This window comes from Microlunatus sp. Gsoil 973, assembly GCF_009707365.1.
GTDB lineage: Bacteria > Actinomycetota > Actinomycetes > Propionibacteriales > Propionibacteriaceae > Microlunatus.
In genome coordinates this window covers 4,557,492-4,580,558 of the sequence record NZ_CP046122.1, presented here as the reverse complement: position 1 = coordinate 4,580,558, position 23,067 = coordinate 4,557,492, and the positions used below count along the sequence as shown (strand labels likewise).

Sequence of the window (23,067 nt, the reverse complement as noted above, 5' to 3'; positions counted from 1 at the left end):
GCTGATGATCAGATGGTTGGGTCCGGCTACTCGCTGACCAGGCTGGTGCCGCCGGAGAACTGCGCCAGTCGGAAGATGACGAACTCGGCCGGCTTGACCGGTGCGACACCGATCTCACAGACCACCTGTCCGGCATCGATGGATTCGGCGCTGTTGGTCTCGCCGTCACACTTGACGTAGAACGCCTCGTCCGGAGTCGACCCGAACAACGCCCCTGCCCGCCATTGCATGACCAGGAACGCGGCAATGGTCCTCCTGATCTTGGCCCACAGTGCTTGATCATTGGGTTCGAAGACGACCCAGTCGGTGCCGCTGAGAATGCTCTCCTCGAGGAAGTTGAAGAGCCGGCGGATGTTCAGATAGCGCCAGGCCGGATCCGACGACAGCGTCCGGGCTCCCCACACCCGGATCCCCCTGCCGGGGAAGGCGCGGATGCAGTTGATGCCGACCGGATTGAGCAGATCGTGCTCGTTGCGGGTGATCTGGACCTCCAGGTCGACGGCACCGCGGACGATCTCGTTGGCCGGGGCCTTGTGCACCCCACGGCTGTCGTCGTTGCGACCCCAGATGCCGGCGACATGACCCGACGGCGGCAGGAAGCTCAACCGGCCGGTGGCAGGGTTCATCGTCTTGACCCAGGGCCAGTACAGCGCGGCGTACATGGAGTCGTACCGAGCCTTGTCGACCCGCCATTCCTTGATCTGCTGGGCATTCAGCCCGGGCGGCGAATCGAGGACCGCGATCCGGTCCCCCATCAGCTCGCAGTGGGCGATCATCGCCGTCTGGACCGCTTGGACGGTGTCCAGGTCGATCGCTCCCTGCTGGTAGGCGCTCATCAGATCCGGAACGCACAGCATGGTGACCTCGTCCACCGCCTCGAGGCTGGCGAAGCCGGTCCGCTCGGCGACGTCGCCGACGTAGTCGTCGCTGGTCAGCTGTTGGGGCGCGGCGGAGGGCGGCGGCATGGTGGCCAATGCCGTCTCGCCGACCGGTGGCCGTTCCAGCGCCGCGCCGAGGTCCTCGATCTGGATCAGCTTTGACTGGCCGTTGACCATGGTCACGACGTTCTGCTTGCCGCGGGAGAAGCTGGCCCGGTCGTATTCCTCGACCACCTCGCCGCCGCGCTTGATCAACAGTCGGAACGAGTCGTCGGGGGCGCCCTCGCCGGGGTCGGTGACCTCGACGCTGATGTCTCCGGGTGGGACGGACGGGTCGAGTGCCTGGATGCGCAGTCGGCCGATCTCTGCGGTCGGACCGGTGCTGATCGCCTTGGGCGTCTGACCGTTCCCATTCGACTCGCCCTCACCGATCCGTACGACGTAGCAGTTCCCGCCGCCGTTCTGGAAGTAGCCGTACACCGCTTGCGCGAGGTACGTGCCGTCCAGGAAGCCGCCGAACGTTGAGGTGAACTGCGTCCAGTTGCTGACCAGGGTCGGCTGGTTCAGCGGACCGGCTTCGGCGAGGCCGACGAACGCAGCGACCGCTGTCCCGACTCCTTCCAGCGGCCGGGCGCCGGACGGGACCTCTTCGACGTAAACGCCGGGCGAAAGATACGACGGCATGACGACTCCTGACAGATGTGCATGGACAACTAGGTGAACTGTGCGTCCACGACGTCGCCGGCGACACGGACTACCGGACGGTGCGCAGGGCACGGATCGTTGCCCGGGCAGGCAGTCGGAGGGGCAGCGATACCAGCGGGGTCCGATGCACGCAGGTCACCGGCGTCGTCTGCAGGCGGGAAACGATCATGAATGGATGATCCGGGTCGACGTGCCGGAGACGGGCGCGACCGATCGGCGGAGGCGGCGAGCCCGCCCGTGCGACGTGTTCGGACTGGACTTCTTCGGATTGACGAGGACCGCGTCACTTCACAAGAGCCCACGGTCATCCGGGCAACACATGACGCCACATCGCATCGGGAGCAGGGGTATCCAAGGGATCGGCGCGCCCAAGGGTCAAGGTGCTCAAGGCAGTGTCGTCGGTCAGCTCATCGACCTGGCCCTGCAGATCAAGAGGATCCGACCAGGATTCGTGGGCGAGCGTCTCTGGCAAGCTGGCCCATGCTCACATGGGTATTTCCTCGTCCTCCTCAGGAACCGCCTCCCGCTGGACGAACAGACCCTGGACGGACTCCTCGGGTTCTTCCTCCTCGGCCTCCTGCCGCTGGACAGCCGGACCCGACGTCGACAGCGCCGATGTCTGTACTGGCGTCGACATCGCACGTTCGGCGTTGGCCGACGCCTCCCGTTCGAACCGATCGCTCGGGTCGCTGATCTTGATCCCACCCGGGGCGGCGGTGCCGTCGACCGGACCCGAACGCTGCTGCATCACGTGGGTCAACTCATGGGCCAGTGTCGTCCGGCCCTGCTCCGATGACGGATCGTACTGATCCCGTTGGAAGACGATGTTCGAACCGACCGTGTAGGCGTGCGCATTGACCGCGGTGGCCGACGCGTGGGCCGCTGTGTCGTCGTGGATACGGACATCACCGAAGTCGGCGCCCAGCCGCGTCTCCATGTCGTCCCGGACGCCGGGGTCCAGCGGCCTGCCGGAGGAGTTGATCACGTCGTGCACGGGCGACCTGCTCTCGTCGTCCAGGAGCTCACTCACTGCGCCGTTGCCCACCGCGCGCTGCAGCCCCAAAATGCCCTCGGCATCCAGCGCGTCGAGCCGCCCGGCAGCGGCCGCCGTGGCCTGGTGATTTCCCAGCTCGTTGTCGATCCGCGAGGATTTCGGTCGCAGGGACTCTTCGCCCTCCGGCCCGTGATGTTGATGCATGTCGCTCTCCTGATCTTGATGTTCCGATCAACGAACCATGGCCAGATAGGGCCCGAACTCGCGCTCGAGGACGAGCCGGCCGAGTTTGCGGTATTCCTGCTCGACGGCGCTGATCACCTGGGCCATGGTGACCGGTGATCCGGCTGCCGCGGCGAGGTAGGCAGCGGTCGTCGCCGCCGACCGGATGTTCCCTCCGGCCAGCTCGAACGCCTCAGCGAGGAAGTCGAGGTCAAGACCGTCGTCCACCGGAAGCGGCGCCGAGAGGCAGTGCCGCCACAGCTGCTTGCGCAGTTCCGCGTTCGGCGCAGCGAAGTCGATGATCGCGTCGAGCCGCCGGGTGAAAGCGTCATCGATGTTGGCCCGAAGATTGGTGGCCAGCACGGCGAGCCCGTCGAAGGTCTCGAGCCGCTGCAGCAGATAGGCGCTCTCGATGTTGGCGTAGCGGTCGTGGGCATCGCGGACGTCGCTGCGCTTGCCGAAGATCGCATCAGCCTCGTCGAAGAACAACACGGCGTTGACTCCGGCGGCTTCCACGAAGATCCGTTCCAGATTCTTCTCGGTCTCGCCGACGTACTTGTCCACCACCGTCGCCAGGTTCACCGTGTACAGATCGAGTCCCAGATCGGCCGCGATCACCTCGGCGGACATCGTCTTCCCGGTACCGGAGTCACCCGCGAACAGGGCGATCACACCGTGACCGCGCCCCCCGCCGCGACGCATCCGCCACTCGGTGAGGACGGTATCGCGATGCCTGGCCCGGGCAGCGAGGTCGCGAAGGGCCCGGAACGCCGCAGGCGTCAGCACCAGATCGTCCCAGCCGACCTCCGGGTCGATCCGCCGGGCCAATCGCTCCAGACCGGCCGCATTCTGGGTACGGGCCCCGCGCCGAAGATCGGCTGCCGTGATCGGCCCGCCGGTCAGCCTTGCCGAGGACTCGGCGGCCCGGACGGCTCCGGCGATCTGGTCAGGGCCGAGGTTCAGATGGGCGGCCAGCCGGGAGAGGTCCAGGTCGGTCTGATCGGTCCCGAACTCGCGGCGCCAGATGGCCAGCCGATCCCGCCCGTTGAGCGCCGGCGCCTCGAGTGGCAGCGGCGGCTCGACGGTCCACTGGGGTTCCCAGCTGGCCGAGCCGACCATGATCACCGGGATCGGGCAACCGACCAGCCCGCGCACGGTCTCCGGTGCGGTTCCGGCGAGCTGTTCGATCGCAGTGATCACCAGGCCGGCGCGGCGCAACAGGGCCTCTCGTACGGCGACCGGTACGACGGTCGCCGGGTCGGCCCGACCGGCCAGCCTGGTGGCGTCAATCACCACGGCACCGCGGCCGGTCTCGGCCAGGGCGGAGGCGGCGACCGCGGCGCCGGTCCCTCGGGCGGAGCGCTCGCGGATGTGGACCAGTCGGCTGCCTGCCCGCAGTGCCCGCGCCAGTCGCTCGGCGGTCGGGGCACGGTATGGCCGGACCTCGTCCAGGACCGGCTCCAACAGCGGATCCGATCGATCGTCACCGAGCAGATGCGCCACCACCCGGTCGGGAACCCGCAGGCTCCGGGTGAGGAAAGGACGGTCGACGTCCTCGATCATGATCAACCGCTGGGCACTCAGCGGTGCACCACCATCCAGCCGGGACCTGTCCGCCGCCGACCAAGCGGATCGACCGGCCAACTGCAGTGCCAGCCCGACCGTGGCCCGCCGTCTGGTGACGTCGTCGTTGAGATAGCCGTACAGGCGTTCGAACCTCGAGTCGAGGTCCGGCAGCATGGCGATGATCATCAGCTCCACGTCGAGCGCGTCGAGTCCTCCGTCCCTCGCCAATTGCCGCAGTCTGATCATCCCGCCCGCTGCCGCGGCGCGGTCTGCTGCGGCCTCGATGTCTGCACGGAGAACTTGCTCGGGCGGCTGCTCGGGATCCTGTTCGCGAGGCCGGGCAGGAGGCTCGGGGGGAACTTGGGCGAGATGCTGAGGCGGCTGCAACAGCCGATCGACCAGTTCGTCACTGACATACAGCCCGCGGAACGGATCGTCAGGATTCGGGTCGCCGGCCCGCCGGAGTCGGATCAGGGCGCGGACCCGATCCTCGATCAGACCGGCCAGGTCCAGCAGGTAACGCAGCCCGTCCGGGTCGCTGCTCACGGTTTCCGCCTGCCACGGCGACGCCGCATCGACACCCGCGCGGTGTCCCTCGGTGGTTCAGATCGTGGCCGGCTGCCGCCATATGACTCCTGCGCCGGCCAACCGTTCCGGCCCGCGATGTTGATCCGGGCGGGCTCCTGCACCGGAGCTCCGGCGGCCCAGTGCTGGCCGGTGTCGACCGGTGCGCTGACGACCACGTCGATCGATGGTCTGAGTTCCCCGCCCAGGGCCGACCAGACGTCGGCGAAGGCCCGGTCCTCCGGCGGCGGCAGCGCGACGGTGACCGGAACCGGAAGTTGCAGCGCCGCCAGTTCGCCGCCGAGCAACTCCTGCGGCAGTGCGTCGTAGCGAAGGAAGCAGCTGAGCAGCTCAGACAACAGCCGATGCTCGTCCTCGGGGCGTTGTGTCCAGGCAGTGATCAGGTATGACAGCTTGAAATGCCGAGGCGGTAGGTGCCGGGCGATCACCCGGGATGCCTCGGAACTGTCCGGATCGCCGTACTCGTTGAGCAATCCGCGTTCCCGACGCCGCATGTCCTCGCGGATGTCGTAGAGATAGATGTCGATCGTCGGTGAGTTGCGGCGGCCGGACCACTCCCGGGTCGGGGCGTCGAACACCACCTCGACCTCGTCATTGGCGATCGCGCGCTGCTCGACCAGTGCCCGCATCGCGGCATCCACCTCGTGGATCACGGGTCGAGCCTGCCCGATGCCCGGCGGGCCGATAAGTGGTCGCCGACCAGCAGGTCGGGCAACTCGTTGTGCCCCGAAGGGCAACCGGCTCTGCGGCCCGGATTGCCCTCCGGCCACCTGACGGGCAGGTGTGCCGCAACCTAGTTTGATGGAATGGCCGACCCGTCTGTGACCCTCGAACCGACGCGGGTCACCGTCGACCCTGGCGGGCTGGCCCGGATCACCGTGACGGTGACGAACTCCGGGACCATCGTCGAGGGGTACCGGATCGAGGTGCTCGGCGAGGCGGCGGCCTGGAGCGAGGTCACTCCGTCCGAGGTCTCGGTCTATCCACAACAGTCCGAGACTGCGGTGATCGTCTTCTCACCGCCTGCCGGTTCGGCTGTGTCGGGTGGCTCGCTCGCCTTCGGCGTACGCGCCCGGTCGACCGTCGATCCGGATGCCGCCACAGTCGCCGAGGGCGATCTTGATGTCGGTCAGGTGATCGGTCTGCAGGCCAAGATCACCCCGGCGACCTCGGCCGGCCGGTGGCGCGGTTATCACAACGTCTGGTTCACCAACTGGGGGAACTCCACCGCTCGGTTGAAGGTCACCGCGACCGACCCCGACGAGGCACTCGGCTTCCTGATCAAGCCGCCCGTGGTCGATGTACCCCTCGGCGGGTCTGCGAAGGCCAGGATCACCGTCCGCGCCCGCAAGCCCTTCCTGCGGGGCAACCCGGTACGACTACCGTTCCAGGTCGTCGGTGAACGCGAGGACGCCGGCCCGCCGACCGGGCCGGTACAGCCGTACGCCGACCCCGGTCGGCCGGTGGTCGAGGCCGCGTTGAACCAGAAGCCGATCCTGACCAGGACCGTTGTGATCATCGGCGCCCTGGTACTGGCCGCCGCAGCAGCCGGCATCGTGTTCCTGGCCACCCGCAAGGATGCCCACGCGGAGTTGCCGAACTCCGTGCCACCACGGCCGGAGCTCACCGCCACCGCGTCGGGACCGGATACCGTCCAGCTGAGCTGGAAGAAGATCGATCAGATCCAGGGATACACGCTGTTCACCGTCGATCCACAGACCAAACGAACCTCCGCATCGCAGACGATCAGCCCTGATCTCGACCAGTTCCAGGTGAGCGGCCTGAAGCCTGAGACCCGGCATTGCTATCAGTTGCAGGCGGTCCGACCGAGGCTGTTGAGCGTCCGATCCGATCTTGCCTGTGCGAAGACCGCCGCCGCGTCCGCGACGGCGTCTCCATCGGTCTCAGGTGCGCCGTCGCCACCCGCCTCATCGGCGCCAGCCGCCACATCGACCCCGACCTCCGCCGCGAGTGCCGGATCCGGTTCATCGAGAAGCGGTACGTCCCCCTCGACCGGGCAGAGCCAGTCGGCCTCGGCGGGATCTTCGGCCGCGCCACCGACGGGTTCCTGGATCGCCGCCGCACGGTTCTCGATGGCGCAGGGCGACATCGACAGTGTGATCACCGTGCTGGCACAGAACGGGGTGACTGCGACCTGGCTCGACGGCAGCCGGTACCCGCAGATGATCATCGACGGTGGAGGGGCGTTCCAGTGGCCGGGACCGATCGCGTACGTCGGCCCGTTCGGCAGTCCGGCCGAGGCAGCCGAGGCCTGCACCAAGATCGACCCGCTGCTGACTGGTCAGCCTCCGGTCGATCAGACCTGCCAGGTTCTCCAGCCGGGTCAACAACAATGACCGGATGGATCACCGCGTCACCGGGGCCGGGCCAGCAGCGTGATCTCCCGGATGCTGAGCCGCTGTTGCCCGTCCGCGGCGGCGGGATAGGCGGTGTTCAGGCTGATCCTGATCACCGAGACCGGTTGTCGGCTGTCGAACTCCAGCCGCTGGCGGTCACCGGAGTCGGCGAGTCGGAACCCCTGACAGCCACCGGCCCCGATCGGAGTGATCCCGACGCTCCGCGGCCGGAACTGCAGCGGGCGCTGCGGCTGGTCCGGTCCCAGTCCCGGGTAGACGTCGACAGCACGGATCCTGACGGGTTGGGGCAGGGTCAGTTCGATCGTCGGCGTTGTGGGGCCGCCCGCACACTGCGGGGCCGGATCGGACCCCGTCCACCGGACCTGCCAGTCTGCGGTTGTGCCGTCGACCAGCGCGGCGGCATCGCGAGGTGTGCCGGCGTCACGGCCGGCGGTCAGGGCGGTCGCCTGAACACCGGCGACGTTGACGACCGATCCCTTCACGTCGTACCAGCGGGCCTTGACCCAGCCGACCGGGTCTGCCCCGACGGTCACGGCGCCGGCGAGGAGCACCGCCACGGCGAGTGGGATCAACCCGATCCGTCGCCAGCGATAGATCGCCGGCAGGCTGTCTCGGAAGGCACGCCGGTCGGCCCGCTCCCGACGACGGCTATCCGCCCGGCTCTCGGCTGTCCCCGTCTGCAGCTGCCGGGTCTGCCCGAGTTGCCGTCCGCACTTGGCACAGAATCTCCGGCCCGGATCGTTGATCCGTCCGCAGTCGGGGCAGACCGGACCGGTCGGCGTGTCCGGCAGGACCGCGGTCGTCTTCTGGTCGTTGTCGGTCGATGCCGTCACCGGTGCTGCCGTCGCCGGTCCCGTCGATGGAGGTGCCCCGGCAGTGCTCGCACCGCTTGTCGAGGTGATCGACTGTGGGATCGTCGGGGTGCTCGCCGGTGTGCTCGCCGGACTGATTGGCTGGCTGTTCGCTGCCTGCGGGACGGCCGTGGTGTTCCCGGCGTCCTGGTCCCAGGCAAGAAAGGCCCCGCATTCGGTGCAGAACTCCCCCGCCGAGCGATTCAACGTTCCGCAGGACTCGCAGATCACGTCCAACACACACCCCCTCGGCCGGCGGAGTGATCGTATGACTCGATGCACTCATTGTGGGGCGGAGAACCCCTCGGCGACAGAGTTCTGCAATTCCTGCAACACATTCCTGGGTTGGAACGACGCCGAGGCTCCGACCGCTGAACCGGTCGCCACGACGATAGCCGCGCTGGAGGTCACCGCGCGACTGGCTGCCGAGGAGGGTCGAGATGATCTTGAACAGCATCTGCGGGCGACCAGGGAACAGCTGGACCAGGTGCCGATCCCGGTCGTCGTGGCCGGGGAATTCAAACGTGGCAAGAGCACGCTGGTCAACGCGCTCCTCCAGCGCGCGGTCTGCCCGGTGGACGCCGACCTCGTCACCGCGGTGCCGACCACCGTGCGTTGGGCAAAGACACCGCGACTGACCGCCTACAGTCGATCATCCGATGGTGAGGAACTCGTCGAACGATCGGCGCCGTTGGAGGAGCTCGAGCTGCTGGTCACCGAGCCGGCCGATCCCAGCGATCCGGGCCGGGAACGGTTCGTCGAGGTGGGACTGCCGCATCGGATGTTGCGTACCGGTCTGCGTCTGATCGACAGTCCGGGCGTCGGCGGACTCGATTCCGCGCACGGCTTCCTCACCCTCGGCACACTTCGGCACGCCCGCGGGGTGCTTTTCGTCACCGATGCGGCCCAGGAACTGACGGCACCCGAACTGGACTTCCTCAAGACGGCGGTCAGCCGCTGTCCTCGGACGGCTTTGGTGATCACCAAGACGGACCTGTACCGGGAGTGGCGTCGGATCGCCGATCTTGATCGCGGCCACCTCGAACGAGCCGGCCTCGACCTGCCGGTGATCACCGTGTCGTCGTTCCTTCGGCTGCGAGCGGCCAGAGATCCAGCCTTGAACGCCGAATCCGGGTTTGCCGATCTTGTCAGGTTCCTGGCACGTGATGTGGTCGCCGCGTGCCGGGCCGAGTCGGCGCGCGCGGCGGCGGGTGAGTTGGACTTCGTCACCGAAAACCTGGCCGGTCAGTCGCGGGCAGAGCTCGCGGTGCTGTCCGAGCCCGCGGCTGCGGACCAAGCGGTCGAGCGGCTCGACCAGGCTCGGGAGCGGGCCACCCGGTTGGTATCGCCCACTGCGACCTGGCAGCAGATGCTGTCCGACGGCATCGCCGATCTGGTTGCCGACGTCGAACACGACCTCACCCAGCGGCTGCGGACGGTGCTGCAGAGCGCCGACGAACTGATCGGCCGGACCGATCCGCTGCAGACCTGGACCGACACCGAGGTCTGGCTGCGGCGCCAGGTGGCGATGGCGGCGGTCGCCAACCGAGACCTGCTCAGCGAACGAGCCCGGCAACTGGCCCAGGACGTGGCAGAACAGTTCGACCTCCAGGCCGGGGATGTCGATCTACGACTGGGCGACCCCGGCACAAGTCTCGACGAGATCAGTCTGGCGCCGGCCGAATCGCTGAAGCAGCCCGGCGGCAGATTGGCGCCGTTGATGATGGCGGCCCGCAGCAGCTTCTACCTACCGATGATGGCCGGCGGTGTCGCGGCAGCGGTGCTGGAAGTCGGCCCGATCGTCCATCTGTCCATCGCCGGACTGTCCGCGGCACTCGGCGCCGGCATCGGTCGCAAGATCATTTCCGATGAGCGCACCCGGCAGCGCACCTATCGCAGGCAGCAGGCAGTGGCAGCGGTCCGCAAATTCGTCGACGAGGTCGCATTCGTTCTCAACAAGCTGACCCGGGACGGTCTGCGCACAACCCAGCGGGCACTACGGGACAATTTCAGCGAACGGGCCCTGCTGATGCAGCGGTCGGCGACCGAGGCACTGCAGCGCGCGCAACAGGCCCAGCAGCTCGATCCCGGGCGCAGGGAAAGCCGCACCCAGGAGTTGATCGAACGGGAACGGATGGTGCAGAGCGTACGGGAGACCGTTCTGGCCCTGGCAGGCGATCATGCCTGATCCGACGACCGTCGATACGCCGGGAACCGGCCTGGTCATCCAGGTCGACCGCCTCCTGGCCCGGGCCGCCGACTCGGCGGCGTCCGCCGAATTCGCCGATCGACTCGGCGCAGCCAGGAACCGGCTCGGCGGACCCCTGCGGATCGCCATTGCCGGCAAGGTGAAGGCCGGCAAATCGACACTGCTGAACGCGCTGCTCGGCGAGGAACTCGCACCGACCGACGCCGGCGAGTGCACCAAGATCGTCACCTGGTACCGAAACGGGCTGCAAGCGGGCGTGATCGCCTATCCGATCACCGGCGGTCCCGAACGCCGCCCGTGGTCCAGGGACGAGGGTGCTCTGGAGATTGATCTCGGTGGATTCGCGGCTGCCGATGTTGATCATCTCGAGGTGAGCTGGCCGACCAGTCGTCTGGACCAGCTGACGATCATCGACACCCCGGGCATCGCATCGATCTCGGCCGAGGTGTCCGAGCGCACCCATCGGGTGATGGCCGCCGACGACAACCGAGTCCCGGTCGCCGATGCGGTGGTCTATCTGATGCGGCACACCCATGCCAGTGACATCCGATTCCTCGAAGCGTTCCACGACGACGAACTGATCCACGGGACGGTGATGAACTCCATCGGGGTGCTGTCCCGGGCCGACGAGATCGGCGCCTGCCGGTTGGACGCGATGGAGGTCGCCGGCCGCATCGCCCGTCGCTATCGGTACGAACCCAGGCTGCGACGGCTGTGCCCGATCGTCGTCGCGGTGGACGGTCTGCTGGCCAACGCCGCCGTCACCTTCCGTCAGGCGGAATACCAGATGCTTGCCCGGCTGGCCGCCGCGCCGCCGGAGGTGACCGCCGAACTGCTGCTCACCGCGGACCGGTTCGCGACCCGGCTGGCGACCGAGATCACCGAGCTGGAACGGGAACATCTTCTGGACCGGATGGGCTTGTTCGGCGTCCGGTTGTCGGTGGAACTGATCCGCACCGGGACCGTCGGAAGTTCGCAGGAGCTCGCCGCGGCGCTGGTCAAACGCAGCGGGCTGGCCCGGTTCAGTGACGTGCTGGCCCGGCAGTTCACCGCACGCAGCCGAGTCCTCAAGGCGCGGTCGGCGCTGGCGGTGCTCACCGACGTGCTGCGCCGGGGCGGCTGCACCGATGCCGCCGAACTCCGCGCGGCGGTCGAGGAACTGGCGGCCGGCACCCACGAGTTCGAGGAGATACGCATGCTCGGCACGCTCCGTGCCGGCACGCTCGATCTCAGACCCGAGCTCGCGACAGCACTCGACCGGCTGTTGGGCGGCAGCGGTCACGACCCGTGGTCGCGCCTGGGACTCGACCGGGACGCGGACCCGGACGCCGTACGGCAGGCCGCCCTGACCGAACTGGCCCGGTGGCGACGTACCGCCGAACATCCGCTGTCCAGTCGCGCCGTGCAGCAGGCAGCGCGAACCGCGTCACGCACCCTCGAGGGGCTGGTCAACCGTGCCGACCAGTGAACCGATCGGATCAGATCAGCCCTTCGCGGACCGCGTACGCCACCGCATGCGAACGGTTGCGCAGCTGGAGCCGCGTGGTCAGGTCGTGCAACACGTTCTTGACCGTCCGCTCGCTGTAGGACAGCTCTCGGGCGATCTCGGAGGTGTCGTGGCCGTCGGCCACCATCCGCAGCACCTCGGTCTCCCGTGGCGTCAGCCCGGTGAAGGTCAACCCACGCGGTGCCAGCACCTGCCGTTGCAGCCGGCCCACCTGCTCCAACAGGCGTCCCAGCAGATCGGCCGGAATCTCACCCTCGCCCTGGGACACCCTGATGATGGTGCGGACCAGCAGCTCCGCGGTGGCGTCGCAGCGCCGCAACAGCCCGCCGACACCGGCTTCGGCTGCGGCGACCAGGGCGGCGTCGTCGACATCGGACGCGATCAGCACCAGCCGGACCAGCCCGCTGCGACGCAGCGCATGCAGTCCCCGGACGGTCTGATCATCGATCTGGTCGGTCACCATCACCCCGACCGTCGCATTGGTTCGTTCGGTCTCGGCCACGACCCGCACCTCGGGGCGCATCCGCAACTGGGCGATCACACCCGCCTGAGAGATCGGATCCTTGCCCTGGACGTACACACCGACTGCCCCCGTCATCGCTTCTTCCTTCCCCGATGGACACCCGACAGGACCAGCTTCCGCGCGTCGCTCACAGCCTGATCAACGGTCGCTCAACAAATCCTCAACGCGGTTCGGTACTGCGGCACCGCTCACTGCCGGACCAGCCGGCCGCCGATGAAGCCGGCGATGCAGCCCAGGATGATCAGGAACGCACCGGCGCCGGGCACCGGGCTGTTCCCGGCGACCGCGAAGGTGACCAGGGTGCCGACGACAACCATCACGCCGAGCACGGCCATCCGGCGACTCAGCCCGCCCTTGGCGGTGACGAGTCCGATCATCACCAGGATGCCGAGAGCGATGATCACGTGCCCGACCGTGATCCAGGCGGCACCGCCCAGATCGACGCTGCCGCCGAAGATTCCGGCGAACCTGTCGGCTGTCAGATCCCAGGCGCGGGTGGACTCCGCGGCCCGCAGCGGCAGGTAGGTTCCCAGGATCATCGCCAGACCACCGAGCAGGGTGAAGAGGATGCGCAGCAGCGGACGCCGATCGGCCGCTGCCTGGATGACACTGCCGCCGGACCGGACCTCCGATCGACCATCGGAGGCGATCACGTCGAACGGCAACGTCGACTCCCGGCCGTTCTGCGGACCAGGCGCCCGGATCGAGACCCGGGTCGCAGCCGTCTGACCGGCCGGAACCAGGAGCGTCGCGGGCGAGAAGGAGAAGTGCAGGGCGTTGCGCGGGTCGTCGCCGTACAGCGCGACGTTCGCAGGCTGCGTACCGGCCCGGTTGTCCAGGACGGCGGTCAACCAGCCTCGGCGCCGATGGCCAAGATTCAGGACGCTGGGGTCGAGGCTGATGGTCAACGTGTCGATCGCCGCCCGCGAACTGAACTGCACCAGGGACGCGGCGGCCTGGACCGTTGTCCGTCCGTCGCCGGCGGTCACGCTGAACGGCCGGGTGACCTCCTGCCCGGCGGCCGGACGCGGTGCGTCCAGCCGAAGATCAACTGCCAGGACGCGTCCCGGCGCGACATCGACCACCGGTGGTGAGAAGGTGAACGAGAGCGCTTGTTCGGGGTCGGTGGCACCCAGCCACAGACGGACTCCGGACCGACCCTTCCGGTTGTCCAGGACCACCCGGGCCTCGGCGGAATCCAGGTCGTTGAGCCGGATCAGGCTCGGCACCACCTCGACGGCCACCGGCGGGTCGGCGGCACTTGCCGACTGCTGGAAGGTCAGCTGGGTCTCGGCGCGCTGGTCCCCCTCGGTGGCGACCACGGTCACTGCCCGGCTGACTTCCTGGCCGGGATCCGGGACGGCTGCCGACATCACCAACTCAACGGCGGCCGACGCCCCTGGTCCGACGAACAGCACCTCGGGCTGGAACCCGAGGCGGACCGCCAGCTCGGGATCCGTGCCGGAGAAGGCAAGGGTGACCGGCCGGTTGCTGCGGGCGTTGTCCGCGATGATCAAGCACTTCGCACTGTTCTGATCGCGGACCCGGACCAGTTGCGGTTCGGCCCGCAACAGTACCGGTGCCTGCACGACAGGCACGGTGATCTCCAGTGGGAGCTCGACCGCTGCGCTGTCCTGGACCATCGATCGGACCTGGAGCGAGGCGCGCACTTGTTGGGCGCGGACCAGTGACGCCGAAGTGATCCGTACGTGCACCGACAGCGACTCGCTGGTTCCGGGCAGCAACTGCAGCTGCCCGGACTCCACGGTCAGCCACTGCGGGGCGCCCGGCGTCGCCACCCGATAGCCGTCGACGATGTTGGACGTGTTGGTGATCTCGATGGTGATCGACACCGGCTCGCCGGTGGCCGGCACGGTGACTGCCTGGGTGGTCGCGGTGGCACGGAATCCGGGGTCGGCGGTGTTGGTCGGCGCGGATTGTTGCGGATCGGGCTGGGGACGGAGCCGTACCTGCGTGGCCTCAGTGTCCTGCTCGACACCCTGCTCGACACTCCGCTCGGCACTCTGCTCGGCACCGTCCTGCTCGACTGTGGGAACCTTCGGCTCGGCCACCGGCGGCGCACCGACCGGCCGGGTCGCCGGACCGGCTGCAGCGGTACTCCCCGCATCCCACTGGAGATAGGCGTGACAGTTGGTGCAGAACGTCGCGCTGCTGTCGTTCTGTTCTCCGCATTCGCCACAGACGACTGTGCCCATGCCCCCGGCCTTCCGCGGCGCAACTTCCAGACGTGGGGTGTCCGCGCAACTGTGCGCCTTGGCGGAATTGTCCCAGATCAGCGGTCGAGTTGGGCCAGGTTTGCCCGGGGAAATCCCGACCGGTTTCCGCCCGGGCGGGCACCGCCCTGTCAGTGGCGCAGCCGCGGGTCGTGGGCAGCATCGGCATACATCGGCGGGCAACCGTGATCAACTGCCTCGGGACGGAGTTCGTAGTGCCACGGTTCGTTGCGATAGATCTGGCACAGCCCGTACGCCGCCTCGTGCTTCGACAGCCACCTGGTCGCGTCGGAACGGCCGACGTCGACGGCCGCCCCCGACACGTGAGCAGATCGGTCGGGCGTCGCCACCCATCGCGCCGCCTCGTCTGCCGAACCGTAGGTCGCGATGGCCTGCTGCAGCAGGTGTTCCTGGTAGGCGGGTGATCTCCAGGCACTGTTGATCCCGACGATGATCCCCTCCCGCGAAGCATTGGTCGCGGCCCGCCGCAATGCGGCCAACAGATCGGGCTGAAGGTTGGTCACGGCCGGTATGTCGTCGAACACGGTCGCGCCGTCGGGAACCTCACCGTCGGCCGGGCCCAGCGACCCGGAATGGTTCCGGAACGTCTGCACCGGGGACGAGGTGTCGACGTGGCCCAGCGAGTGATAGCCGAAGAATCCCACCAGTGCGGCGCCGAGGATGAACGGCGCGGCACGGATGATCGCTCGTTTGCTCATACCGGCAGTGAACCCATCGTGACGTTGCCGTTGCGTATGCGGATTTCGATACACGGGCCATATGTCCCGGCCCGTAGCATCGACACCGTTATGCGCGTACTGATCGTCGAGGACCAGCTCTATCTGGCCGAGGCCATCCGGGACGGGTTGCGCCGGGAGGCGATCGCGGCCGACATCGCCGGTGACGGTGACACGGCGCAGGAACTGTTGACCGTCAATGCTTACGACATCGCCGTTCTCGACCGCGACATCCCGGGACCGTCCGGAGACGAGATCGCCAAGCAGGTGGTGGCGTCCGGCAGCGGCATGCCGATCCTGATGCTCACCGCGGCCGATCGCCTCGACGACAAGGCATCCGGCTTCGAACTCGGCGCCGACGACTACCTGACCAAGCCCTTCGAGCTCAGGGAACTCGTGCTCCGGCTCAGGGCACTCGACCGCCGGCGGGCCCACAACCGGCCGCCGGTACGCGAGATCGCCGGATTACGACTCGACCCGTTCCGCCGGGAGGTCTACCGTGACGGCCGGTATGTCGGCCTGACCCGCAAGCAGTTCGCCGTACTCGAGGTCCTGGTCGCCGCCGAGGGTGGCGTGGTGAGTGCGGAGGAGCTTCTGGAACGGGCCTGGGACGAGAATGCCGATCCCTTCACCAACGCCGTACGCATCACGGTCTCAGCCTTGCGGAAGCGGCTCGGCGAGCCCTGGGTCATCCTCACCGTGCCCGGTGTGGGGTATTGCGTCGACACCGGTGATTCCGGAGTTGATCATGGTCTCGATCCGGGTGGTGATCATGGAAGCGCGGATGGCTAGGAAACCCGGGCCGAGTGTCCGGCTCAAGCTCACCTTCAGTTACGCGGGTTTCCTGATGCTGGCGGGTGCCCTGTTGCTTTCCGTGGTGGTGGTCTTCCTGCTGCGCTACGTTCCGGACCGGGTTCCGATGCTCGGCCTGCCCGGCGACTTCCGGCCGTCCAGGAACTATCCCAGTCGGCCCGACCTGTGGCGGGCTTTCGCCCCGCGGGCGGCCGAGGCGATGGGGTTCCTGCTGGTCTTCGGACTGGTCGGAGGATGGATCCTCTCCGGCCGGATGCTGGCCCCACTGAACCAGATCACCCGAGCCACCCGGCTGGCCGGCGACGGCTCGCTGTCCCATCGGATCGCCCTGGAGGGCCGCACGGACGAGTTCCGCGAACTGGCCGACGCGTTCGACACGATGCTCCGACGGCTCGAGGCGCAGGTCGCCGAACAGCGCCGGTTCGCAGCCAACGCCTCGCACGAGCTGCGCACGCCGTTGGCGGTGACACAGACGCTGCTCGAGGTGGCCAAGGGCGATCCGGATCGGGGCGACGACGAACTCCTCGAGCGCCTGCAACACGTCAACACCCGGGCGATCGATCTCACCGAGGCTCTGCTGCTGCTCACCCGTACGGATCAACGTGCGTTCGCCAAGCAATCGGTCGATCTGTCCTTGGTTGCGGAGGAAGCCACCGAAACACTGCTGCCGCTGGCTGAACGGCACGGCGTGACGATCGAGACCGGCGGGGAGGTCTCCGCCTTGGTCGGCTCTCACGCCCTGCTGCTGCAGATGACGACGAATCTGCTGCACAACGCGATCGTCCACAACCTGCCCGAGAAGGGCGCGGTGACGGTGACCACCCGACCCGGACGCGAGACTGTTGAGCTGACGGTGGAGAACACCGGCGAGCCGCTCACCCCGCAACTGGTGTCAACACTGGTCGAGCCGTTCCAGCGCGGCACAGCCCGGATCAGCAGCGATCATGCCGGTGTCGGCCTCGGGCTGGCGATCGTCAGCAGCATCGTCGCCGCCCATGACGGAACGCTCACGCTGGCGCCACGAGAGGCCGGTGGCCTGAGGGTCACCGTGCGCCTGCCGACCACCTGACCGTTTGTCAGTGGCGGCCGCGTCTCTCGGTCTCGATGTGCGGCGTGGGTACGGCGGTACGGCAATCGACACTGATCTTGATCTCGATCCGGTCGCTCTCGAACTCCAGCCCGGCCGACAGCGCCGGACCACGGCGGATGTCGTCGGCTTCGAATCCTTGGGCCGGGCTCCAGGAGAGCAGCTCGGCCTTACCGGCTACACACCGCGCCACCACGGTTCCCCCCTTGCTACCGAGAACCCGGCTCGTCCCGGCCGGGACCGCGGGAGACCCGGTCGTCGACGGACCGGCGGTCGCTGACCCCGCCGTGGAGTCGGCAGTGGGCGACGGGACCACCGCGCCTGCCGTGGACAGAGCCCGGCTGACCTCGCCGGCACTGAGCGGCCGCGCGGTCGTGCCCGCGATACCGGAACCGATCGCGCTGACGGCGAGTACGCCGATCATCGTCGCGGCCGCCGTCGCCGCGAGCCACCCGGCGATGGTGAGCAGCGACCGCGAGCTCGAGGTCAGCTTTCGGTTCACGGTAGGCACGCCTGAACTGTGCCACCGGCGACGTTAACACTGCGCTAAAGCGGCGATATCGATATCGAAGATCGCGTGGGAATCCTCCGATAGTCGGCTACGGTCCGGGCATGGCGCACGTGTTGTTGGTCGAGGACGACGCGACCATCCGGACGGCTCTCATCCGTGGGCTCACCGATCGCGGCCATGCGGTGGGCTCGGCTGCCACCGCAATGAGCGGGCTGGAACAGGCGACGACCAACCGACCCGATCTCGTCGTGCTCGATCTCGGGCTGCCGGACGTCGACGGCGCGGAGATGCTGCGGATGTTGCGGGCGGTCAGCGCCGTCCCGGTGATCGTGGCGACCGCAAGGGACACCGAGGCCGACATCGTGGCGCTGCTGGACCAGGGCGCCGACGACTACGTCAGCAAGCCGTTCAGCGCCGCGCAGCTGGATGCCCGGATCCGAGCGGTGTTGCGCCGCGCGACCGAGGACAGCACTGACGAAACCGTCGTTGTCGGCGGTCTGCGCGTCGATCAACGGGCGCGGGAGGCGTCCCTCGACGGCGTGGCCCTCGACCTGACGCCGCGTGAATTCGATCTGCTGCACTATCTGGCGGTCCGGGCAGGAACCGTGGTCAGCAAGCGGGACCTGTTGGTCGACGTGTGGCAGGTACCTTACGGTGGCGCGGACAAGACGGTCGATGTCCATCTCGCCTGGCTACGGCGCAAACTCGGCGAGACCGCGGCGACCGCCCGCTACCTCCACACGGTTCGCGGTGTCGGCGTGAAACTGACAGCTCCGCTGGACTGACCGGAACGAAAGGCTCCCACTGTGCGTCGACGCCTGGCGTTGCTGGTCGCGGCCACCACGTCGCTGGTGCTGATCGCCTTCCTGGTGCCGCTCGCCCTGCTCATCAAGACGGTGGCCGCGGATCGGGCGGTGAACGCAGCAACCCTGCAGGCACAGTCGCTGGTCTCGATCGTGGCGACCAGTCCCCGATCCACGGTCTCGCTCACCGTCGACCAGGTGAATGCGTCCGGATCTGCCCGGGTCACCGTCTTCTTCGACGACGGCCGGCAGCTCGGCCGACCGATGACACGTAGCGCCGCGGTCGAGCTGGCGATGCGCGGGCGCAGTCTCAGTGTGGAGGAGCCGGGCGGACGTCAGGTACTTGTCTACGTACAGACAGTGGCCGGAGCGCCGGCAGTGATCGCAACCTTTGTCGACGACGCCGAGTTGCGCCAGGGCGTTGGCAGGGCGTGGCTCATGTTGGGGCTGCTCGGCGTGTTGCTGATGGCTGCCGGCATCGTCGTGGCGGACCGCCTGGCACGCAGCATGGTGCGGCCGATCACCGAGGTGTCGGCGGTCTCGCTCCGGCTGGCGCGGGGCGATCTGGACGCCCGGGCATCACGGTCCGGTCCGCCGGAGATCCAGGATGTTGCTGCCGCCCTGAATCATCTGGCCGGACGGATCCGGGACCTGATGCGGGAGGAGCGGGAGGCTGCGGCGGACCTGTCCCATCGGCTCCGTACACCACTGACAGTGCTCAGGCTGGACACCGAGGCGTTGCCCGACGGCGAGGATTCCGAGCGCATCAGAGCCGACGTCGACAACCTGGAACGCGCCGTGTCCCAGCTGATCGCCGACTCCCGCCGACCGACCGGCAACGGTGCGATCGAATCCGATGCGGCTCAGGTGGTCCATGATCGACTCGACTTCTGGTCGGCCCTCGCCGAGGACACCGGCCGAGAGGTCCGGGCCGAGATCGACAGCGGTCCGGTACCGGTCGCTGTCGCCGCCGACACCTTGGCCGCCGCCGTCGATGCCCTGTTGGGCAACGTCTTCGCGCACACACCAGACGGCACCGCCTTCGCCGTAACGCTGCACGCCGGAGCCGATGGTGGAGTCCGGCTGATGGTGTTCGATGACGGCCCGGGGTTCGGCCAGGGAGCCGGCAGTGCGATCACCCGCGGGGCGAGCGGTCGAGGCTCCACCGGGCTCGGCCTGGACATCGCCCGCCGGGCTGCACGGGCCGGCGGCGGCGACCTGGCGGTCGAGTCGGCGCCGGACGGAGGGGCCCGGGTCACGCTCACATTCGCCACCCGCGAGCTCGTCGCCGATGCCGAGCAGCCGCAAACCTAGCCAGGCCATAGTTGGCAGCGGGCCGGACGCTATTAGCCAGGCGTTAGCCATCCAGCAGCGCGCTGTTAGGCGCCCAGCTGTGAGTCTTTCTCCTACCAGCCAACACAATCACTCCAAAGGAGAAGGCCATGCAGAAGCCTGTCCGGATCGCCGTGATCAGCGGCGCAGCGACCCTCGCCCTGCTCGGTGGATCAACCGTCGCGGCACTGGCCGCCCCCAACCAACCCACCGACACCGGTGCGACCAAGATCAGCAAGAGCCGCGCGGTCACCATCGCCAAGCATCGCATTCCCGGCGCGAGGGTGACCGAGGTCGAGGTCGAACGAGAGCACGGCCGCACGTTCTTCGAGGTCGAACTGGTCAAGCATCACAAGGAGTACGAGGTCTTGATCAACGCCAGGACCGGCAAGGTGGTCAGCGCTCACCGGGACCGGGACGACGACGGACACCATGGGCGGCACCGTCACCATGAACATGGCGATGATCACAAGCATGATCGAGGCCAGGATCGGGGACACGACCGCCACGACGATCACGGAGACGATGACTGAACGGTCAGCTCACTGAGCGCCTGAGCGATCACCCGAGCGATCGACTCAGACCCCCGGACAGGGGCCGGATGGTGGCAACAGCCATCACCGGCCCTTCGTTTGACGCAGTCGACGCCGGCCGCTCCTGGTCGGCGTACCGGCGCGTGGCGACGGTCGGCGGCGTGGACCCATGCCGTGCTGGCACCGCAACCCGCCCGCACTCGACTTTCCTTTATGGAGTTACCACTCCAAGTTACGAAAGGACAGATCCAGCACGGTCAGCCGGTCAACTGGGCTCGGGGGATCGGCCCGACGGCACCGGACCTTGTGACAACTCACGAGCCCAGTTACATTCCGAGATACGGATCTGGCGATTCGCATATTGGATTCAAGAAATGACCCATCTCGGAAGGCAGCAGACATGACGACCGTCGCCCCGTGGTACCGAACCACCCTGCGCTGGGCCCAGACGAATCTCACCGAGATCGATCCCGAGCGCTACGACGACGCGTGGTGGCGGAAACACTGGCGCGAGACCTCGGTACAGGGCGCGATCATCAACGCCGGCGGCATCGTGGCGTACTACCCGTCGAAGTTCGAGCTGCACCACCGTGCCGAGAGACTGGGCGATCGTGACCTGTACGGTCAGATTGTGGCGTCGGCCCGCGACGAGGGGCTGACCGTCGTGGCCCGGATGGATTCGAACCGGGTTGCCGAGGACTTCTTCCGGGCCCATCCCGACTGGGTCTGCCGGAACATCGACGGTGAACCGATCACCGCTGCCGACAAATGGGTGACCTGCATCAACTCCCCGTACTACAGCGACTACCTGCCCCAGGTGATCACCGAGATCATCGATCGCAGCCATCCGGACGGGTTCGCCGATAACAGCTGGGCCGGTCTGCCTCGCACGTCGATCTGCTATTGCAGGCACTGCACCGACCAGTTCGGGCGTGTCACCGGCTTCGATCTTCCGCGTGATCACGACTGGGACTCCGAGGACTACCGGGCATGGGTAGCCTGGAACTACCAGCGCCGCACCGATCTCTGGGATCTCAACAACCGAGTCACCACCCAGGCCGGAGGCTCGGACTGCCTCTGGTTCGGAATGCTCAGCGGCGATGTCCTGAACAACTCGCGGCGATTCATCAATCTGCGACAGATTCTTGCCCGGTCAGAGTTGATCATGCTCGATCACCAGCACCGGAACCCGGTGGACGGATTCGAGCAGAACACCGAAGCCGGCAAGCGGCTGCACGAGCTGCTCGGCTGGGACAAGCTGATCCCGGAGAGCACACCGCAATATCAGCTCGGGGTTCCGGCGTTCCGGGTCGCCGCGATGCCGGTCGCCGAGGTACGGCTCTGGGCCACCGCAGGATTCGCCGGCGGAATCCAGCCCTGGTGGCACCACATCGGTTCCCGCCACGACGACCGCCGCCAATACCGGACCGCAGCACCGCTCTTCGGTTGGCATCGGGACAACTCCGACATCCTGGTCGACCGCACTCCGATCGCCGACGTCGGCATCGTCTGGTCCCAGGAGAACCATGATCTTGCCGGCCGCAAGAACCCGGCCGAACGCACGCTCGACCCCTACCGCGGTGTGGTCCGCGCCCTGAACACCGCAGGCATCGGCTATCTGCCGCTGCACGCTGATGATCTTGATTCGGCGCGCAACCGGTTCAGCGTGATCGTGCTCCCGAACATCGCCGTTCTGACCGATGATCAGCTGACCGCCATCAGGTCGTTCGCCGACCGAGGCGGTTCGGTGATCATCACCGGCGAGGCGGGCGTACTTGACGAGAACGGCGTTCACCGCGATGCTCCCGGCCTGGCCGAGTTGTTCGATCTGCGCCTGAGCGGAAGGTCGTACGGTGCCCAGAACCTTGCCGACTTCGACATCGAGACACACGAGCGGCACAGCTACCTGCGGCTAGCCCCGGAACTTCGAGCACGCTTCGACGGGCCGACCGACGTGTCGGCACCCGAGCCCAACGGCAGTCGCCATCCGGTCCTTGCGGAGCTGGACGAGACCGATCTGGTCGCCTTCGGCGGTTACCTGCCGATCGCCGAAGTCGGCAGCGGTGACGTCCTGGCCACCTTCGTCCCAGACTTCCCTATCTTCCCACCGGAAACCTCCTGGATGCGTGAGCCGCGCACCGAAGTGCCGGCGATCATCGCGCGGGAGCTGCCGTCCGGTGCACGGCTGGTCTGGCTGCTCGCCGACCTGGACCGGTGCTATGCCCGCGATGAACAACCGGACCATGCTGTGATCATCGGCAACGCCGTCCGGTGGGCCATCGGCGACGAGCCGAGTTTCGAGATCCAGTCCAGCGGCCTGGTCAGCGCCTCCCTTTACGAACAGTCGGGCCGCCGTATCCTGCATCTGACCAACCGGGTCACAACGTCGGAGATCCCCGGCCGACAGGCACATCTTGTCCCGGTCGGACCGATCCGCGCACGGGTGAAAAGCGGATTCCCCGAACCACGCATCACGTCCAGGGTCACCGGCGCAGAATTGACCACGAAGGTCGAGAACGGGTACCTGGTCTTCGAGATCGATCAGCTCGTCGACCATGAGGTGATCATCATCGATGATCGCCCTGATCGGTGATGGCGT

The 23,067-nt window shown here is 67.6% G+C and carries 18 protein-coding genes; 9 read left to right on the top strand and 9 right to left on the bottom strand.

Translation table 11 applies throughout. The features are described 5' to 3' along the window. Positions 1-26: 26 nt before the first annotated feature. From GJV80_RS21470 to GJV80_RS21455, 4 genes are all read right to left on the bottom strand, one after another. Positions 27-1,562: a phage tail sheath family protein gene (locus GJV80_RS21470; RefSeq protein ID WP_154689644.1), complete on the bottom strand. Its 1,536-nt coding sequence runs from the start codon at positions 1,560-1,562 to the stop codon at positions 27-29. A 505-nt stretch (positions 1,563-2,067) separates the two neighbouring features. Further along, positions 2,068-2,781, bottom strand: a complete 714-nt coding sequence (locus tag GJV80_RS21465) for a DUF4157 domain-containing protein (protein ID WP_154689643.1) — start codon at positions 2,779-2,781, stop codon at positions 2,068-2,070. Positions 2,782-2,808: 27 nt separating this feature from the next. Continuing rightward, the gene (locus GJV80_RS21460) at positions 2,809-4,911 is read right to left on the bottom strand and encodes an ATP-binding protein (RefSeq protein ID WP_154689642.1); all 2,103 of its coding nucleotides are present in this window, start codon (positions 4,909-4,911) and stop codon (positions 2,809-2,811) included. Further along, a complete protein-coding gene (locus tag GJV80_RS21455) occupies positions 4,908-5,603 on the bottom strand; it encodes a DUF4255 domain-containing protein (protein ID WP_154689641.1) in 696 nt (231 codons plus the stop codon). The genes GJV80_RS21460 and GJV80_RS21455 overlap by 4 nt, the downstream gene beginning before the upstream one ends. A gap of 153 nt (positions 5,604-5,756) precedes the next feature. On the opposite strand from GJV80_RS21455, the gene GJV80_RS21450 reads away from it, so the two are divergent. After that, positions 5,757-7,307 (top strand): fibronectin type III domain-containing protein, encoded by a 1,551-nt coding sequence (locus GJV80_RS21450; RefSeq protein WP_154689640.1) that lies wholly within the window; start codon positions 5,757-5,759, stop codon positions 7,305-7,307. Positions 7,308-7,324: 17 nt separating this feature from the next. On the opposite strand, the gene GJV80_RS21445 is transcribed toward GJV80_RS21450, so the two are convergent. Next, a complete protein-coding gene (locus tag GJV80_RS21445; RefSeq protein ID WP_195909062.1) occupies positions 7,325-8,161 on the bottom strand; it encodes a zinc ribbon domain-containing protein in 837 nt (278 codons plus the stop codon). 43 nt (positions 8,162-8,204) lie between these two features. On the opposite strand from GJV80_RS21445, the gene GJV80_RS21440 reads away from it, so the two are divergent. Together GJV80_RS21440 and GJV80_RS21435 are read left to right on the top strand one after the other, a co-directional pair. Continuing rightward, entirely contained in the window at positions 8,205-10,367 is a 2,163-nt protein-coding gene (locus GJV80_RS21440; RefSeq protein WP_195909061.1) for a dynamin family protein, read from the top strand. Next, entirely contained in the window at positions 10,360-11,856 is a 1,497-nt protein-coding gene (locus GJV80_RS21435; protein ID WP_154689637.1) for a dynamin family protein, read from the top strand. Before GJV80_RS21440 ends, GJV80_RS21435 begins: the two co-directional genes overlap by 8 nt. 10 nt (positions 11,857-11,866) lie before the next feature. Here the strand turns inward: GJV80_RS21435 and GJV80_RS21430 are convergent, their stop codons facing one another. The 3 genes from GJV80_RS21430 to GJV80_RS21420 form a co-directional block, all read right to left on the bottom strand. Further along, positions 11,867-12,493, bottom strand: a complete 627-nt coding sequence (locus tag GJV80_RS21430) for a response regulator transcription factor (RefSeq protein ID WP_154689636.1) — start codon at positions 12,491-12,493, stop codon at positions 11,867-11,869. 113 nt (positions 12,494-12,606) lie between these two features. Beyond that, positions 12,607-14,634, bottom strand: a complete 2,028-nt coding sequence (locus tag GJV80_RS21425) for a hypothetical protein (RefSeq protein ID WP_154689635.1) — start codon at positions 14,632-14,634, stop codon at positions 12,607-12,609. A 149-nt stretch (positions 14,635-14,783) separates the two neighbouring features. Next, positions 14,784-15,371 carry a M15 family metallopeptidase gene (locus tag GJV80_RS21420; protein ID WP_154689634.1) on the bottom strand — a complete coding sequence of 196 codons (588 nt, stop codon included), beginning with the start codon at positions 15,369-15,371 and terminating at the stop codon, positions 14,784-14,786. A 90-nt stretch (positions 15,372-15,461) separates the two neighbouring features. On the opposite strand from GJV80_RS21420, the gene GJV80_RS21415 reads away from it, so the two are divergent. After that, the gene (locus GJV80_RS21415; protein ID WP_154689633.1) at positions 15,462-16,181 is read left to right on the top strand and encodes a response regulator transcription factor; all 720 of its coding nucleotides are present in this window, start codon (positions 15,462-15,464) and stop codon (positions 16,179-16,181) included. Next, positions 16,174-17,271, top strand: coding sequence for a HAMP domain-containing sensor histidine kinase (locus tag GJV80_RS21410; RefSeq protein WP_154690435.1), 1,098 nt, complete (start codon positions 16,174-16,176; stop codon positions 17,269-17,271). The genes GJV80_RS21415 and GJV80_RS21410 overlap by 8 nt, the downstream gene beginning before the upstream one ends. 7 nt (positions 17,272-17,278) lie before the next feature. Here the strand turns inward: GJV80_RS21410 and GJV80_RS21405 are convergent, their stop codons facing one another. Beyond that, the gene (locus GJV80_RS21405; protein WP_154689632.1) at positions 17,279-17,800 is read right to left on the bottom strand and encodes a hypothetical protein; all 522 of its coding nucleotides are present in this window, start codon (positions 17,798-17,800) and stop codon (positions 17,279-17,281) included. Positions 17,801-17,901: 101 nt separating this feature from the next. On the opposite strand from GJV80_RS21405, the gene GJV80_RS21400 reads away from it, so the two are divergent. The 4 genes from GJV80_RS21400 to GJV80_RS21385 all read left to right on the top strand — a co-directional run bounded on the left by GJV80_RS21400 (position 17,902) and on the right by GJV80_RS21385 (position 23,061). Continuing rightward, positions 17,902-18,585, top strand: a complete 684-nt coding sequence (locus tag GJV80_RS21400) for a response regulator transcription factor (RefSeq protein WP_154689631.1) — start codon at positions 17,902-17,904, stop codon at positions 18,583-18,585. 21 nt (positions 18,586-18,606) lie between these two features. Continuing rightward, a complete protein-coding gene (locus GJV80_RS21395; protein WP_154689630.1) occupies positions 18,607-19,917 on the top strand; it encodes a HAMP domain-containing sensor histidine kinase in 1,311 nt (436 codons plus the stop codon). Positions 19,918-20,045: 128 nt separating this feature from the next. Beyond that, positions 20,046-20,468, top strand: coding sequence for a PepSY domain-containing protein (locus GJV80_RS21390; RefSeq protein ID WP_154689629.1), 423 nt, complete (start codon positions 20,046-20,048; stop codon positions 20,466-20,468). Positions 20,469-20,868: 400 nt separating this feature from the next. Next, positions 20,869-23,061: an alpha-amylase family protein gene (locus tag GJV80_RS21385; RefSeq protein WP_154689628.1), complete on the top strand. Its 2,193-nt coding sequence runs from the start codon at positions 20,869-20,871 to the stop codon at positions 23,059-23,061. Positions 23,062-23,067: the final 6 nt, after the last annotated feature.